Below are 15,999 nucleotides of genomic sequence, written 5' to 3'. Positions count from 1 at the left end.
GGCCCGTCGTCACCGGGCGGAACCCGTCAGCCGCAGGTCAGGGTCGGCGCCCCCCAGTCGCCGTGGTCGTTGCCGTTGCCGTCGCCCGCGTCGCCGACCACCAGGTCGAGGACCTTGGCGCCGGTGACGTCGACGTCGATCGGGACGGCTGCCTGCTTGCCGCGGATCGTCTGCGTCGTGACCAGCGTCCTGCCGTCGGCGATCACCGAGAAGGTGACCGTGCCGCCGGTGCCGGACTCGTCGTCGACGCCGACGTGGGCGGTGAACCGGGTGCAGACGCCCGCCAGGTAGAGCTGTACGTCGCTGGCGGAGTTGGTGCCGAGCCCCTTGGCGTAGCCGGTGCCGGCGATGCTGATCGGGCGGCCGTCGCCGGCCGCCTGCTCGCCGACGCTGCTGTCCCGCTCCACCGGACCCCAGCCGTTGGTGGACGACAGGAACGGCAGGTCGCTGACCGCGTCCTGACCGGCCGCCGGGGCCGGCGGGATCGCGCCGACGACCCGCTCGTCGCCGGAGGAGGCCGACCGGGCGCGCTGCACGTACTGCGCCGTGGTGCTCAGGACCGACGCGGAGGGAAGGGTCCCGGCCGGCGGCTGCACCGCCCAGCGGAAGGTGGCCGACTTGCCGGGCAGCACCCCGGCCGCGGAGGTGGGTCCCTGGGCGGCGGCGGTCCAGCCGTCGGGCAGGGTGAGCGCGGCCTTCAGCGCGGTGGCCGGCGGCTGGTCGGCCGGGACGCGCACGGTCGTCGCGGCCGTGAAGGCCTGCCCGGACTGCACGGTGTTCGGCACGTCCAGGGAGACGCCCACGCCCGGCGCCGCGGGCATCGCGTAGGTGGCGTGGCTGTAGCGCGGGCTCTCGTTCTGCCCGACGTGCAGCGACGAGGCGTAGCTGCCGTAGTTCGTCAGCTCCACCTTGCCGAGCCCGCCGGTGCTGCCGTCGAGGTTCCACACGGCGATGGCGACGGTGTTGTGCCCATTGGGGTCGAGAATGCCGTTGGGCACCGGGAAGGTGTGCTGCGGGCCGAGGTAGTTGACGTAGTTGCCGACCTGCCAGCCGTTCACGAAGATCGTGGCGCGGTACTTGCGCGACGGGTCGTCGGTGAAGGTCAGCCCGAGCGAGGTGTCCTGGCCGCGGGGCAGGTCGAGGTCGACGCCGGTGCGGTACCAGGAGACTCCGGCGCGGGTGTCGTCGGCCGGCAGGGAGACGGTGGACCAGCTGTCGTCGGGGTAGCCGGGCAGGTCCCAGCCGGCGCGCTCGCCGTACAGGCCGCCGTTGGCCAGCGGGCCGCGGACCGTGTCGAGCAGGTCCTCGCCGCCGCGTACGCCCTGCAGCCGCCAGGTGACCGGGGTCAGCGGCGCCCCGACGAGCGAGGCGCTGGTCAGGCCGCGAGCGGTCTTGTTGCCGTTGGAGGAGTTGTAGTCCTCCTCGTGGCCCATGTTCACCGTGAGCACGGACACCACGTTGTCCCCGGTGGACTTCACCGACCCGGCCGGGAAGGTGAAGTCGGCACTGCCGGTGGTGGAGCTGCCGAGGAAGGTGCCGTTGAGCCAGGCGGAGAAGGCCTGCGCGTTGCCGCCGGAGTCCGAGACCAGGTGGATGCCGGTCTCGCCGCCGTCGGCGCGGAAGCGACCGCGGTACCAGGTGTTGCCGGTGTGGAATCCGTAGTCGTCGGCGTAGAGCACCGGCAGCGAGTTGACGCCCGAGGAGCTGTTGGTGGTGGTCTTGTCGGCCACCTGCCAGCTGGAGTCGTCGAAGGCCGCGGCGGCTTCGGGGGACTCCTCCTGGTGCTTCCAGTTCGTCAGCGCCGGCAGCTGCACCGGTGCGGCGACGGGGATCTGCCCGGTGCGGCTTCCGGTGGCCGAGGTCGCGGTGTTCAGGGTGCGGCCGTTCCAGCTGACGCGGTCCGCGGAGGTGAAGACCTCGATGTTCTTGTCGTCGGCGTTGTCACCGGTCAGCGCGACCGTACTCCCGCCGTCCTGGCTGGCCGCGGTACGCAGCAGGTGGGTGCCGCGCACCAGCACCGGTCCTGTCGCGGTGTCCTGCCGCCAGAAGGTCTCGGCCGTCGCCTTGTCCCCGACGAGCAGCAGCTGCGGGCGCGAGCCGCCGCCGCTGATGGCGATCCGGATCAGGCCCGTGTGCTGGTAGTTCAGCCGCAGGTCGCCGGTCGCCGGGTCCCAGGTGGTGCTGACCTGGCCGCCGCTGCTGGTCACGGTGGGCCGGGAGGTGTAGTGCAGCACGGTCTCGCCGTCGCTGCCCGCGTCGCCGTAGAGCACGGAGACGTCCCGGTCGCCGATGGCGGCGGTGGTCATGATCTCGGAGGTGGAGTACTGCAGCTGGGAGTCGCCGAGCTTGTAGTTCGCCACGATGATGTGCGAGTCGCGCCCGTCGAGGGTGATCGCGGTGCCCGGCTGCTGCGGGACGACCGGGTAGGTCGGTTCCGCCGTGTCGGGGGTCGGCACGTCGATCGCGTCGATGGACACGAAGTTGTCGGTGGACGCCGAGCTGTGGGTGCCGGTGGCGACGATCTTCAGGGTGTGCGCCCCGGCGGCCAGGCCGGTCTTCTGGAAGACCACCGCCTGGCTCTCGCTGCCGGAGTCGTCGACGGTGGCCGCCTTGGTGCCGTCGACGTAAACGTCGGCGTAGCCGTGGTTGTTGGTCTTCGGCCCGATCCAGCGGACCGCGGTGCCGTCGAAGGGGATCGTGACGGAGTCGCCCGCGACGTTGGAGAAGGACTCGGTCTTCTTGTAGTCGCCGCCGGTGTAGCTCTGGTTGGCCACGTGCGACCAGGTGCCGGTGTACTGCAGCGCGGAGTCGGTGTCGTCCCAGCTGTAGGTGGTGTCGGCGGCCGGCTGGGCGTTGAAGTCCAGTGCTATATGCGTCGTGTCGACCGACGTGGCGGTGGAGTTGCCGTGCCGCAGGACGTGGAACTGCGTCTTGGTGTCGGGGTTCATCCGCGCGGTGTCGACGATCGCGCTGTCGTCCGGCGGGGTGGCCTTGATCGGGTCGGTCTTGGTCAGCGGGGCGGCCGACTGGGTGAAGTACCCGATGAGCTTGTCCTCGTCGTACTTCGGGTCCAGCTCCCGGTTCTCCCGGATCGCGGCTCCGTAGTCGTACGACGTGTAGTTCTCCGGCATGCCCAGCCAGCCCCAGTTGGTGCCGCCGTAGGTCATGTAGAAGCTCTGGGCGGTCGCGCCGACCGCGATGTTCTGCTTGTAGAAGACGTTCGCGAACTGGTCGTTGATCAGCTGGGCGCACTTGTCGTAGCCCGGGCCGCCCCAGGGGTCGAAGGCGCCGCCCTGGAACTCCGGGGTGTACAGCGGCTTCCCGGCCGGGTGGTCGTAGCTGATGTCGGGGACGCCGTTCCACTTCGTGGGGTTCGAGCAGTTGAAGCCCTGCGGGTAGGAGTCGGGGCCGTCCACCGCCAGGGCGCCGTCACCGGAGTTGAAGGTGCCGTTGTTGTTGCCGGTGAGCGGCACCGTGATGCCGTCGGCGGTGGCCTTGTCCTCCAGGTGCTTCATGTAGGCGCGGGCGCTGGCCGAGCCGTTGTAGTACTCGTTCTCCACCTGGTAGGCGATCACCGAGCCGGTGCCGTTGGTCACCTGGTGCCGCGCGATGATCCGGTCGATCTGGGTCAGCCACTCGTCGGCGTACTTCAGGAACTTCGGGTCGTCGGTGCGGTTCTTCTCGTCCTTGGTGGTCAGCCACCCGGGCAGGCCGCCGCTGTCGACCTCCGCGTTGATGTACGGCGCCGGGCGGGCGATCACGTAGAGCCCGGCCTGCTCGGCCATGTCGAGCAGCTTGTCGACGTCGCGTACACCGGTGAAGTCGTAGACCCCGGGCGCCGGGGAGTGGTAGTCCCAGTCGAAGTACAGGGAGGTGGCGTTGAAGCCGGCCGCCTTCATCTTCTGGAAGATGTCCAGCCACAGGTCGGGGCTGGGGAGCCGGAAGTAGTGGAACTCCCCCGACCACAGGTAGGTGCGCTTGCCGTCGACCATGAACGAGTAGCCGTCGAAGGTGACCGTGCGCGGCTTGTCCGCGGTCGCCGGCGCGGCGGCCGTGCTCTGGACGGCGTCACCCCGCCCGGCGCTCGCCGCGACCGCGGGCGCCGTCAGGCCCGCGGACAGGGCGATGGCCGTACCCGCGGCGATGCCCGCCCACCATCGCCCGCGTCGGACGGTTCTCGCCACCGCGGAACCGTTCGGATGTCTGTGCACTGCGGCCTCCACACTGCCCGATGAGCCAACTCCAAACAGATTCAATCGGAGTCGAACAATAGGAGCGAGTGAACGGCCGCACAAGAGTGCGGACAAAGGTGAACGCAACAGTGCTCCGCCGAGCCCGACTTTTCGCCTCCCCGGGAGTCGGCAAGTCGTCACGAGCGCACCACATTGTCAGTTATGCGCCAATTTGCCGGAGCACATCGGCAGGCCCGCACGGGAGCGCGGCGACGACGGCGCGTCGAGGGCACGACCTGGAACGGTTCATGTCAGATCCCTTGACAGGGCGGGTTGTTGAGGACTGTCATGTGGCCAACTGTTGAGTTGCGTCGGATTCTGTTCCGACCTGGCTGGCCCGTCACCCCGTACAGAGCCGCACCACCGTCAGGGCCATGCCGCCGAAACGTCCGATCCCCCCGGAATGAACGATGGGACCCCGTATGCCGATCCCCCGCAGGATTCTCGCCTGCGTCACCGCCGGAGCCGTGTGGACCGGCGCCCTGGGCCTGGCCGCCGTCACCGCAGGTGTCGCGACCGCGCCGCAGGCCGCGGCACTGGACAACGGCCTGGCCGTGACCCCGCCGATGGGCTTCAACGACTGGAACGCCTTCGGCTGCAACGTCAGCGAGCAGCTGATCAAGGACACCGCGGACTACTTCGTCAGCTCGGGCCTGCAGGCGGCCGGCTACCAGTACGTCAACATCGACGACTGCTGGATGACCCACACCCGCGACGCGCAGGGGCGCCTGGTCCCCGACCCGGTGAAGTTCCCCGACGGCATCAAGGGCACCGCGGACTACGTCCACAGCAAGGGCCTCAAGCTCGGCATCTACGAGGACGCGGGCACCGCGACCTGTGCCGGCTACCCCGGCAGCCTCGGCCACGAGGCCACGGACGCCCAGAGCTTCGCCGACTGGGGCGTGGACTACCTCAAGTACGACAACTGCAACAACAAGAGCGACGGCACCCGGGCCGACTTCCTGCGCCGCTACACCGCGATGGGCGACGCCCTCGAAGCGACCGGCCGCCCGATCGTCTACTCGCTGTGCGAGTGGGGCCAGCAGCAGCCGTGGGAGTGGGCCGGCGACATCGGCAACCTGTGGCGCACCACGGGCGACATCAGCGACAACTGGGGCAGCCTGAAGTCCATCACCGACGCCAACCTGCCGCTGGCCGCCTTCGCCAAGCCCGGCGCCTGGAACGACCCGGACATGCTGGAGGTCGGCAACGGCGGCATGACCGACACCGAGTACCGCACGCACTTCTCGCTGTGGTCGATGATGAACTCGCCGCTGCTCATCGGCACCGACCTGCGCAAGGCCAGCCAGGCGACGATGGACATCCTGCTCAACAAGGACGTCATCGCCCTCGACCAGGACCCGCTGGGCAAGCAGGCGACCGTCCTGTCCTCCAGCGGCGGCGCCCAGGTGGTCGTCAAGCAGCTGGCGAACGGCGACCGCGCGGTCGCCCTCTACAACGAGTCGGACCAGCCGCAGCACATCGCCACCACGGCCGAGGCGATCGGCCTGCCCGCGTCCGACAACGGCTACCAGGTGCGCGACCTGTGGCAGCACCGCGACTACCAGTCGGCGGGAAGCCTGGCGGCGACCGTACCGGCGCATGGCACCGTGCTGCTGCGGGTCGGCAGGTCGGCGCACGCGATGCAGAACCCGTCGCTGGTCGACGCCGGCGCCAACACCGCCGTCCACATCGCGCCGGGCGGCAGCGCCGACGTCACCACCTACGTCACCGACCTGGGCACCGCGCCCGCCCACGGGGTCTCGGTGCGGCTCAGCGCGCCGGCCGGCTGGTCGGTCCGCCCCACGGGCAGCACCAGCACCCCCGCGCTGCCCGGCGGCCAGACCCTGTCCACCACCTGGCACATCACGGTGCCCGCCGGCACCGCGACCGGCACCTACGCGCTGTCGGGCACGGTCGGTTACAGCGGCCACGGTGTGACCGTCAGCCAGCCGCTGGCCGGCCAGGTCGCCGTCGCCGTCCCGCCGCCGGCCGGCACCTCCTACCTCAGCGACCTGCCGTGGGAGTCCGCGGCCAACGGCTGGGGTCCGGTGGAGCGCGACACCAGCAACGGCGAGACGGCGGCCGGTGACGGCAACCCGATCACCCTCGGCGGCACCGTCTACGCCAAGGGCCTCGGTGTGCACGCCCCGAGCACCGTCGCCTACTACACCGCCGGCACCTGCACCTCGCTGACGGCCACCGTCGGTATCGACGACGAGAAGAAGAACAGCAAGGGCTCGGTGGAGTTCCTGGTCCTGGCCGACGGCAAGCAGGTCGCCGACAGCGGCGTCGTCACCAGCACCACCGGCGGCCACCCGCTGACCGCCGACGTCACCGGCGCCCAGGTCGTCCAGCTGGTCGTCACCGACGGCGGCGACGGCAACGACAGCGACCACGCGGACTGGGCGGGCGCCTCGATCACCTGCTCCTGACCTCTCCGACCCGACCGGCGCGGGGCCGGTGCGGTACGCGCGTCAGCGCACCGCACCGGCCCCGCGCTCCGCGTCAGCCGGTCAGCTCGCCGGCCGAGCGGACCGCGGCGCCGGGCACCCCGGCGCCGGCAGTGCGGTGAGCGCCCGGCCGTCCCTGCGGGTGATCCGGAAGGTGTGCCGCTCCCCCGGCAGCAGGGTGACCAGGGCGTCGTCCACGGCCAGTTCGTGCGGGTCGAGGCCGAGCGGCCCGGCGACCCGGTCGGCGAAGACGCACACGTCCCGCAGGACGGTCCCCGCGGTGACCGTCACCCGCAACTCGCCCTCGGCGAGGGCGAGGTCGACCGTACGCTCGGGCCGCACGGAGGCCTGCTCGCGGTCCGGGACGTACGCCCAGGTGGTGCGGACGCCGTCGGCGTCGACGACCAGCAGCTCGGCGTGCGGGTCCGCGGGCAGGCACAGCGCGGGGTCCAGCGGGAGGTGGAGCAGGCCGCCCGCCGGGCAGCCGGGGTGCAGCAGTGCCCGCGCGTGCTCCTGCCCGTCCAGGCCGATCCGCCGTACGAGCACCTCAGGGTGCCAGTCCGCGCCGGTGTCGTCGACCAGGACGAGCACCAGGCCCGCGTCGCCGGTGGGGTCGTGGGTCGGCCCCGGGTGCACCGGCTGGACGGTGGCCAGCCGCGGTGCGAAGGCGTGCCGCAGCGCGTACCAGAGGGGCTTCTCGATCCCGGCGCTGTCCACGGCGGACCAGCTGATCGCGGGCCAGCAGTCGTTGAGCTGCCAGACCACCACCCCGCCGCAGCGCTCGCGGGAGCGCAGCCACTCGGCGCCCGCCGCGACGGCGCGGGCCTGGACCAGCTGGGTGGCGAAGTGCCAGTCGTCGCCGGCGGCGGGCGTGGGCACGTGCGGCTGGAGGCCGCGGGTCAGCTTGTGCATGCCGTCGATGGCCCGCAGGTGGTGGCGGGTCAGCGGCGAGTCGGGGCCCGGCGTCTCACCGGCGAGGACCCGTTCCAGGGTGGTCCAGGCGGCGGGGCCGCACCAGCCCATCTCCGCCACGAACGCCGGGTCGTGGTCGCGGTAGTGCGCGTAGTCGCCGTCGTTCCAGGCGTCCCACAGATGGCTCGGGCCGTGCGTGTCGGCGGCCGGGTCCCGCTCCAGGGTGCCCGACCACTTCGAGACCAACGCCAGGAAGCTGCTGGGCACCCGCGGCATGCTCACCGGCGGCAACACCCCCAACGGCGAGGGCCTGATCTCCAACATCAACTTCGACTACCCGTACCAGTACGTGACGGGCGGCGAGTCCTGGCTGCTGGAGCCGTTCTGGGAGTACTACGAAGTCACCGGGGACACCACGTTCCTGGCCGACAAGTACTACCCGCTGATCCGCGACATGGGCGACTTCTACGAGGACTTCCTCACCAGGAAGGACGCGGCAGGCAACTACGTCTTCGCCGGCTCCATCTCGCCGGAGAACACCCCGCCGGGCGGCGTGCCGCTCGCCGTCAACTCCGTCTACGACATCTCCGGTGCGAAGTTCGCACTCAGCACGCTCATCCAGACCGCGAGGCTCCTCGGCCGCGACGCGGACAAGATCCCGGTGTGGCAGGACAGGCTCGACCACCTGCCGCCGTACCTGGTCAACAACGACGGCGCGCTCGCCGAGTGGGCGTGGCCCGACCTGGAGAACAAGAACAACTACCAGCACCGCCACTCCAGCGGCCTGATGCCGGTGTGGCCCTACCGCGAGATCACCCCGGAGACCAACGCGGCGCAGTTCAGGGCCGCTCAGGTCTTCCTGCAGAAGAAGGACCAGGGCTCCTACGAGAACGCCGGGCACGGCCTGCTGCACGGGGCGCTGCTCGCCGCCGACCTCGACATGCCGGACTCGGTGGGCGCCAAGCTGCTGCGCTTCGCCAAGGACGACTACTACTACAGCAGCATGGCCACGTCCCACTACAACGGCCACAACACCTTCGCCACGGACGTCGTCAACTCCGTGCCGACGGTGATGATGGAGATGCTGGCCGCGACCAAGCCGGGCACCCTGGAGCTGCTGCCCGGGCTGCCGATGGGCCTGACGAAGGGCTCCGTCTCCGGCATGCTCGGCAAGGGCCGGTTCACCATCGACAACCTGGCGTGGGACACCGGCGCCCACACCGCGAAGGTCACGCTCACCTCGAAGACCGACCAGAACCTGACGCTGATCCAGCGCAACGGCATCTCCTCGATCACCGGCGACGGCGTCACCGTGCAGAGCTCGCCGCTGGGGAACATCGCCCGCGTCCTGCCGCTCCAGGCGGGCAGGACCGTCACGGTGAACCTGACGATGAGCGCGCCCAAGGCCGACCTGGCGCTGAACAGACCGGCCACGGCCTCGTCGCAGTCCAGCGCGGACCAGTCCGCCGCGAAGGCCTTCGACGGCGACCTGTCCAGCCGGTGGAGTGCGGGCCAGGACCCGAACAGCTGGATCCAGGTCGACCTCGGCGGCACGTACAACCTCGGCGAGATCGACCTGCTGTGGGAGGAGTCGTACGCCAAGAGCTACAAGCTCCAGGCCTCCACCGACGGTTCGACCTGGCGGGACCTGTACACCCAGCCCGATTCGTCCGGCGGCACCGAGAAGGTGCCGGTGAGCGGCTCGGCCCGCTTCGTCCGCATGCAGGGCAGCCAGCTGTCCGGCCAATGGGGCTACTCGCTCTACGAGATGGAGGTCTTCGGCTAGGGCTGGGACTCCCCGCGGAGGAACTCCGTGACCAGCCGGGTCACCTCGCCGGGCCGCTCCAGGCCCGGCAGGTGGCCCGCCCAGGGCAGTTCGAGGTGCCGGGCGCCGGCGATCCGCCCCGGCAGCTCTGCCGCGATCGCCCGGAAGTCGGCCACGTCGTGCGCGCCCGACACGGCAAGGCAGCGTGCCGTGACGTCGGCGAGGTCCACCTCGGGACCCGCCTGCGAGAAGTCCTCGGCCGCCGCCGTTTGCACCTCGAAGGCCCGCCGCTGCATCACCCGGACCTGCTCCCTGGCCTGCCCGTCCGCCTCAGGGCCGAGCCACATCTCCACGTTCAGCTCGACGGCCCCCTCGATGTCGCCCGCCGCCAGAAAGGCGTCCTCCCGGGCGCCGAAGGACCGCAGGTCGGGACCCGGCACATGTCCCGGCATCCCCGGGCAGAGCAGCAGCAGGTCCGTGACCCGCTCCGGCCGGTGCGCGGCCACCTGCAGGGCGACCTTGCCGCCGTAGGAGGCACCGACCACCGCGGCCCGATCGGCGCCGAGGTGGTCCAGGAGGTCCAGGACGTCGCCCGCTTCGCTGTACGGGCTCGCGCCCATCGGCGAGTCGCCGAAGCCGCGGAAGTCGCAGCGGACCACGCGATATCCGGCGGCGGCCAGCGGCGCCCACTGCGGGTCCCACATCCGCCGGTCGCACACGGACGAGTGCAGCAGGAGCAGCGTCGGACCGGTCCCCGACACGTCATAGGTAAGAGTCATCCGCAGGACGCTAGCCCACGCTGACCTCGTCCGGCACCGAATATTTAGGAGAGCAGTTGCGCGAGGCGGTCGCGGACGGCGTCCTTGCCGTCCAGCGGGGTCGGGACCAGGCGGTCCGGCTCGTCCGCGTCGCGGGACAGGGTGTGCAGGTGGCCGTCGTACCGGGCGAAGACCAGGTCCGTGCTCTCACCTGCGATCTCCGCGGAGCCCTCCGCGGTGTAGCGGGTGACGGTGACCAGCGCGGAGCGCTCGGCGGCGGCGAGCAGCGTGTCGGCGTCGGGCGTCTTGTCGCGGTCGGCGGCGGCACCCCGGGGCAGCCACTCGGTGAGGATGTCCAGGGCCTGGTCGAGCCCGTACAGCCCGATCTGGTGGACGCCGAGCGCGTCGATGCGGACCATCAGGCAGATCCCCTCGGGCTGCGGCAGCAGCAGGATGCGCCACGGCTCCCCCGGCTCGGTGCCGCTGGTGCGGGCGTCGAGCACCATCCTGGCCCGCTGCTGGAAGGCCACCGCGATGCCCAGGTCCCCGCGCACCTGCACGTGCTCGCTGGTCTCGCCGGCGAGCAGCAGTTCCCGCGCGGCGAGCGACCTGACGGCCTCGGTCAGCTCGTCCTCCGAGGGGCGGGCTTCGAGGAAGTCCACGATGGCGTCCACCGCGGTCAGCTCGGCGATGGTGTAGGCGCCGAGCATGACCGGGCCGGTGTGCACCAGGTTGACCACGGCGGTGACCAGCCCTGACGGGACGGCCGCCTCGCCAGGACCGGCTCCCGTACCAGGACCGTGCGGGTCGTGTGCGGAGGCGCCTGACTCGTTCTCGTCGCGCTGCTCATCGCTCATCGCGGGCCTCCCGTCGGCCGTAGGGTCACCGCGGGCGGGTCGTCGTGGCGGGCGCGCAGGACGGCGGCGGCGGTGCGTGACGGCGTCTGGGTCACCCACACCTCGGAGTTGCCGAACAGCCCCCGGCCGCCCCTGCGGGACAGCGCCTGGCCGAGCTCGCCGGCCAGGTCCGCCCGGTCGGGGGGCGGGAAGCGGGCGGCGAGCTGCTGGGACACCGCGGTGACGTCGTCGGACTGCTCGATCCTGCGCAGCGCCCGGGTGAGCGACCGCGCGACCGGCGGGGTCAGCGACGTGGGCACGGCGAGGATCGGCGAGAGGTACATCGGGCGCCGCTCGGTCATCCGCGACAGGCCCCACGGGCCGACGTTGCTGCCGGTGAAGCGGTAGACCGCGTAGTCCATCAGGTGCCGCAGGTCGTCGACGCTGGGCATCTTGCTGCCGCCGAAGGCGGCCGGCGTCTTCTCCAGCTGGACCCAGGTGCCGGTCGTGGTGCGGCCGTGCAGCTTCTCGCGGACGACGTGGCCGCGCATGCCGATGTCGGGGTAGAGCTTCTTGTCGATGTCGCGGTGGTGGCTGGACAGCCGCGGATGGCTGCCCTTGGCCGCCCGCCACCGCTCGTACAGCTCCGGGTCGTCCACCAGCACGTGCCCGCCGCACAGCACGTCGTGCAACTGCGGGACCTGGAGCCCGTGCTCCTCCAGGTCCGCGAGGATCTCCGCCTCCTCGGGGCTCAGCCGCGAGACCGCCGCGACCAGGCCCCTGCGGTACTCCCCTGCCCTGGCGGTGATCTCGATCGTCAGCCGGACGCGCTCACGCAACCGCTCGGCCCGTGCGTCGGCGGCGTCCGAGGACGTGCCCGACAGCCCTGCGTGTGCGGCCCGCCTGGCGGCGGCCAGTGGATGCTTGCGCTCCATCTGGCCAGTACAACACGGGCCGCGGAGTCCCGCAGCGGCTCCGGTCCCGCGCCGCGCGGGCCGGGGCGGTCAGCCCTGGGTGCGGGCCGGCAGCCGCCAGCCGGGCCGCGGGAAGTGGCAGGTGTAGCCGTCGGGGTACCGCTCCAGGTAGTCCTGGTGCTCGGGCTCGGCCTCCCAGAAGGGACCCTCGGGCTCGACCTCGGTGACCACCTTGCCGGGCCACAGGCCCGAGGCGTCGACGTCGGCGATGGTGTCCTCGGCGACCCGCTTCTGCTCGTCGTCCACGTAGTAGATCGCCGAGCGGTAGCTCAGGCCGATGTCGTTGCCCTGGCGGTTCCTGGTGCTCGGGTCGTGGATCTGGAAGAAGGTCTCCAGGATCGCGCGGTAGTCGGTCCGCTCGGGATCGAAGGTGATCTCGATGGCCTCCGCGTGGGTCCCGTGGTTGCGGTAGGTCGCGTTCGGCACGTCGCCGCCGGTGTAGCCGACCCGGGTCCCGGTCACTCCGGGCAGCCGGCGCAGCAGGTCCTGCATCCCCCAGAAGCAGCCGCCCGCCAGTACCGCCTTCTGCATCTGCGTGGCCATCTCGATCCTCTCCGCAGTCATCACGTCATGGACAGCCGCCGGCGCGGGGGGCGCGGCCGTCCTGCCGCCGCCTGCCCACCGGCTCTGCTGGAGTCAACGCACAGCCGGCCCGCACGATTCCGCATTGTGTGCGGGAGCCGCCGGTCAGAGGGCCGGCGGCTCCCGCGGGGGCCTCCGGTCAGGCGCCCGGGAGGCGTCCGCCGTTCGCCTCGTCCAGGACCTCCCAGCCGTCCGCCACCGGGCCGACGTGGCCGAGCTTGTCGGGGTTGATCACCGTGCGGATGGTCTGGATGCGCCCGTCCACGATGTCCAGCGCCATGGTGTTGAGCACCCTGCCGTCGCCCCTGCGGAAGATCGCGCCGGGCTGCCCGTTCACCTCGTGCGGCTCCACGACACCGCCGATCCTGGCGAACATCGGGAAGACCGCCATCAGCACCCTGGCCACGTCGTCGGCGCCGTCGAAGCTGCTGGCCACCTGCGGCGCCTTGCCGCCGGCGTCGCCGACCATGTGCACGTCGGCGGCGAGCAGCTCCCGCAGGCCGTCCACGTCGCCCTCCCTGAAGGCGTCGAAGAACCGCTCCGCCAGCTCCTCGCGCTCCCTGCGGTCGGCGTCGAAGCGCGGACGGCCGGCGTCCATGTGGCGGCGCGCTCGTACCGCCAGCTGCCGGCACGCTGCGGGCGAGCGCCCCACGGCCGCTGCGACCTCGGGGAAGCCGAAGCCGAACACCTCGCGCAGCACGAAGACCGCCCGCTCCAGCGGGCTGAGCCGCTCCAGCAGCAGCAGCGCCGCCATCGACACCGAGTCGGCCAGTTCCGCCGACCGCTCCGGGTCCTGGTAGGGGTCGGTGAGCAGCGGCTCGGGGACCCACGGGCCGACGTACTCCTCGCGCCGGACCCGGGCCGAGCGCAGCACGTCGATCGCGATCCGGGTCACCACCGCTGACAGGAACGCCTTGGGCGAGGTCGGTGAGGTGGCGGAGGTCCGGTAGCGCAGCCAGGTCTCCTGGACGGCGTCCTCGGCCTCGGTCACGCTGCCGAGGACGCGGTAGGCGATCGAGAACAGCAGGGGGCGCAGCTCCTCGAACTCCGCCGTACGGGACGCCACCTCCTCGGTACGGGTCACGCCAGCTCCTCCCTGAAGCCTTGCCGCCACGAGGGGTAGCGCAGCTCCCAGCCCAGTACCCTTCTGGCCTTGGCGTTGGAGAAGCCGCGGCCCTGCGTCATCATCACCACCGCCTGCTCCCCGGCCAGCAGCCGGGCCAGCCACACCGGGACCCGCATCGGCCGCTTCGCCCCCGCGCACCGCGCCAGGTGCGGCAGCCACTCGCGGGCCGGCGCCGGGTCGTCGTCGACGATGTTGAAGACGCCCGCGGCCTTCTGCTCCACGGCCAGCACGGTGGCGCTCGCCGCGTCGTCCAGATGGATCCACGAGCTGTAGCCGCCGCCCTTCCCGACCAGCGGGTACTGCCGCTTGCGCAGCAGCGTGACCTGGTCGTCGATGGCGCCGGGGCCGTAGAAGGCGCCGTAGCGCAGGACCGCGCCGCCGGCCGCGAGCACCACGTCCTCGACGTGCCGCATCGCCTCCATCCCGGCCTGCGCGGCCGTCCCCGGCAGCAGGTCGAGCGGGTCCTGTTCGGTCTTCACCCAGCCGCCCTCGCGGATGCCGTTCCAGCTGGCGTACCCCTGGGCCACCACGTGGGGCACGCCGGTCGCCTGCGCGGCGGCCAGCAGGTGGTCGGTCCCCTCGGTCCGCAGCCGGTTGGTCAGGGCGAACCAGCGGTCCGGGTGCTTGAGGTCCGGCTTGCCTGCATGCTCCATGGAGATCGCGGTCATCTGGTGCACGATCGCGTCCGGCCTGGCCCGGGCCACCGCCTCGGCGACCGATGCCGCGTCCAGGCCGTCCATCACCACGCCGTCCGCGCCCAGCCGCTCCGCGACGCCGAGCTTGGCCGCGCTCGTCGTCGTAGCCGTCACCTGATGCCCGCGGGCCACCAGCTGCGGCACCAGCCGCCGCCCCAGGACGCCGGTCCCGCCCGCCACGAACACCCGCATGCCCATCACCTTCCCGTTCCACGATCTGCCTGTCGACAGCAAGACGAGACAGCGCGCCCGGCTGTGACACTCCCGGGGAAATCCGTCCCGGCGGCCGGTGCGGGCACTCGCGGTGGCGTTGCCGGACCAGGGGGTCATCACCTGTTTGACCGGTAAGGGCCTGCCATGGTGGCATCACCGCCTGAAAGGGTGACGCACCCTCTCCGCGGTCCTCCGCCCCCGCATAGGCGGTCGACAGGCCGGGCACTCACCCGGCAGGCGCCAGGGCGATCAGGTCGAGCAGTGCGGCGGCTCCGCCCTCCGCCACTGCCCGGCGCTGGCGGGCCGCGCCCGTACCGCCGTCCAGCAGCCGCGCCAGGCCCTCGGCGACCCGGCCCGCGTCCCCGTACTCCTCGAGCGCGGGCATCGTGTACGCCAGCAGCTCGCCGACCACGTCCGCGGCCTTCGCGGGAGTGCCGCGCACCGGGTCGACCAGGTCGGCGGCGAGACCGTGCCGGGCCGCGTGCCAGCCGGCCGCGTGCAGCACGCTGCCGGGCGGGTCGAGCGCGGCCACACCCTCGGCCGCCTCCCGCAGCCCGGTCGCCACCAGGGCACGCCCCAGGCCGGCGAGGGTGACGGCGCTGCCGGCGTCGAGCTGCACGTCGGTCGCACGGATCTCCAGCGTCGGGTAGCGCTCGGATAGCCGGGCGTGCCAGTAGACCTCCCGGCGGCCGCGTATCACGCCGGTGTCCACCAGCGCGTCGACCCGCTGCTCGTACGTCGCCGCGTCGGCGGTGTACGGCGGCGAGCCGCTCACCGGCCAGCGGCCGAAGACCACCGTGCGCCAGCTCGCGAAGCCGGTGTCGCGGCCGTCCCAGAACGGCGAGTTCGCACCGAGCGCGACCAGTACCGGCAGCCACGGGCGCAGCCGCCCGAGCGCGGCGGCGCCGGCGTGCCGGTCGGGCACCGCGACATGGATGTGCATCCCGTTGATGAGCTGCTCGTCGACCAGCCGGGCGGCGTCGTCACGCATGTCCAGATAGCGCTGCTTCTCGGTCACCGGCATGATGCCGGTCGACCGCAGCGGCAGGCCGCCGGTCGCCGCGGGGCGGCACCCGGCGCGCAGGGCCGCGCCGGCGACCGCGCCGCGCAGCCGCCTGAGGTGCCCGTCGACCTCGGCGAGGCCGGTGCAGATCGGGGTGGCCACCTCCACCTGGGCCTGGAGCAGCTCGTCGTCGACCTCGCCCGCGTCGAGCACCGGCTCCAGGTCGGCCGCGGCCTGCACCTCGCCGGCCCGCGGCGCGGGCATCCCGGTCTTCACGTCGAGCAGCAGGTACTCCTCCTCGACGCCCAGGGTGATGCCGTCCGCCTCGGGCCTGTCCATGGATCAGCGCCTACCCCCTGTGCCGGGCTCAATCAGCGGACCGCCCGCGTACGGCAGAGCCCTGCGGGTAGCCGTGCCCGGCACGGCGGCAACGACGCCCCTTGAGCCCGG

11 protein-coding genes are annotated in these 15,999 nt (G+C 72.0%); 2 read left to right on the top strand and 9 right to left on the bottom strand.

What is annotated here, in order from left to right:
- Positions 1-26 precede the first annotated feature (26 nt).
- Complete coding sequence (locus NFU81_RS03145) at positions 27-4,184, bottom strand: beta-galactosidase (protein ID WP_251484733.1); 4,158 nt, start codon at positions 4,182-4,184, stop codon at positions 27-29.
- A gap of 470 nt (positions 4,185-4,654) precedes the next feature.
- Between NFU81_RS03145 and NFU81_RS03140 the strand changes: the two genes are divergently transcribed.
- A complete protein-coding gene (locus tag NFU81_RS03140; protein WP_251484725.1) occupies positions 4,655-6,667 on the top strand; it encodes an NPCBM/NEW2 domain-containing protein in 2,013 nt (670 codons plus the stop codon).
- A gap of 81 nt (positions 6,668-6,748) precedes the next feature.
- Here NFU81_RS03140 and NFU81_RS03135 read toward each other — a convergent pair whose 3' ends face one another.
- Positions 6,749-7,864, bottom strand: coding sequence for a hypothetical protein (locus NFU81_RS03135; RefSeq protein ID WP_251484718.1), 1,116 nt, complete (start codon positions 7,862-7,864; stop codon positions 6,749-6,751).
- Between NFU81_RS03135 and NFU81_RS03130 the strand changes: the two genes are divergently transcribed.
- On the top strand, positions 7,821-9,383 hold the full coding sequence (locus NFU81_RS03130) for a glycosyl hydrolase family 95 catalytic domain-containing protein (RefSeq protein ID WP_251484717.1): 1,563 nt from the start codon (positions 7,821-7,823) through the stop codon (positions 9,381-9,383). The two genes, NFU81_RS03135 and NFU81_RS03130, sit on opposite strands and share 44 nt — an antisense overlap.
- Here NFU81_RS03130 and NFU81_RS03125 read toward each other — a convergent pair.
- The 7 genes from NFU81_RS03125 to NFU81_RS03095 all read right to left on the bottom strand — a co-directional run bounded on the left by NFU81_RS03125 (position 9,380) and on the right by NFU81_RS03095 (position 15,888).
- The gene (locus NFU81_RS03125) at positions 9,380-10,141 is read right to left on the bottom strand and encodes an alpha/beta fold hydrolase (RefSeq protein WP_251484716.1); all 762 of its coding nucleotides are present in this window, start codon (positions 10,139-10,141) and stop codon (positions 9,380-9,382) included. The two genes, NFU81_RS03130 and NFU81_RS03125, sit on opposite strands and share 4 nt — an antisense overlap.
- Before the next feature lie 44 nt (positions 10,142-10,185).
- Positions 10,186-10,977, bottom strand: coding sequence for a hypothetical protein (locus NFU81_RS03120; RefSeq protein ID WP_251484715.1), 792 nt, complete (start codon positions 10,975-10,977; stop codon positions 10,186-10,188).
- Positions 10,974-11,891, bottom strand: coding sequence for a hypothetical protein (locus NFU81_RS03115; protein WP_251484714.1), 918 nt, complete (start codon positions 11,889-11,891; stop codon positions 10,974-10,976). Before NFU81_RS03115 ends, NFU81_RS03120 begins: the two co-directional genes overlap by 4 nt.
- Positions 11,892-11,960: 69 nt before the next feature.
- Entirely contained in the window at positions 11,961-12,473 is a 513-nt protein-coding gene (msrA, locus tag NFU81_RS03110) for a peptide-methionine (S)-S-oxide reductase MsrA (RefSeq protein WP_251484958.1), read from the bottom strand.
- Between the two features lie 178 nt (positions 12,474-12,651).
- Positions 12,652-13,596, bottom strand: a complete 945-nt coding sequence (locus NFU81_RS03105; RefSeq protein ID WP_251484713.1) for an RNA polymerase sigma-70 factor — start codon at positions 13,594-13,596, stop codon at positions 12,652-12,654.
- Entirely contained in the window at positions 13,593-14,531 is a 939-nt protein-coding gene (locus NFU81_RS03100; RefSeq protein ID WP_251484712.1) for an NAD-dependent epimerase/dehydratase family protein, read from the bottom strand. Before NFU81_RS03100 ends, NFU81_RS03105 begins: the two co-directional genes overlap by 4 nt.
- A gap of 241 nt (positions 14,532-14,772) precedes the next feature.
- The gene (locus NFU81_RS03095; RefSeq protein WP_251484711.1) at positions 14,773-15,888 is read right to left on the bottom strand and encodes a carboxylate-amine ligase; all 1,116 of its coding nucleotides are present in this window, start codon (positions 15,886-15,888) and stop codon (positions 14,773-14,775) included.
- Positions 15,889-15,999: the final 111 nt, after the last annotated feature.

Origin of the sequence: Actinacidiphila cocklensis (genome assembly GCF_907177275.1) — a bacterium.
Lineage (GTDB): Bacteria > Actinomycetota > Actinomycetes > Streptomycetales > Streptomycetaceae > Actinacidiphila > Actinacidiphila cocklensis.
This window is presented reverse-complemented; position numbering and strand designations above follow the sequence as displayed.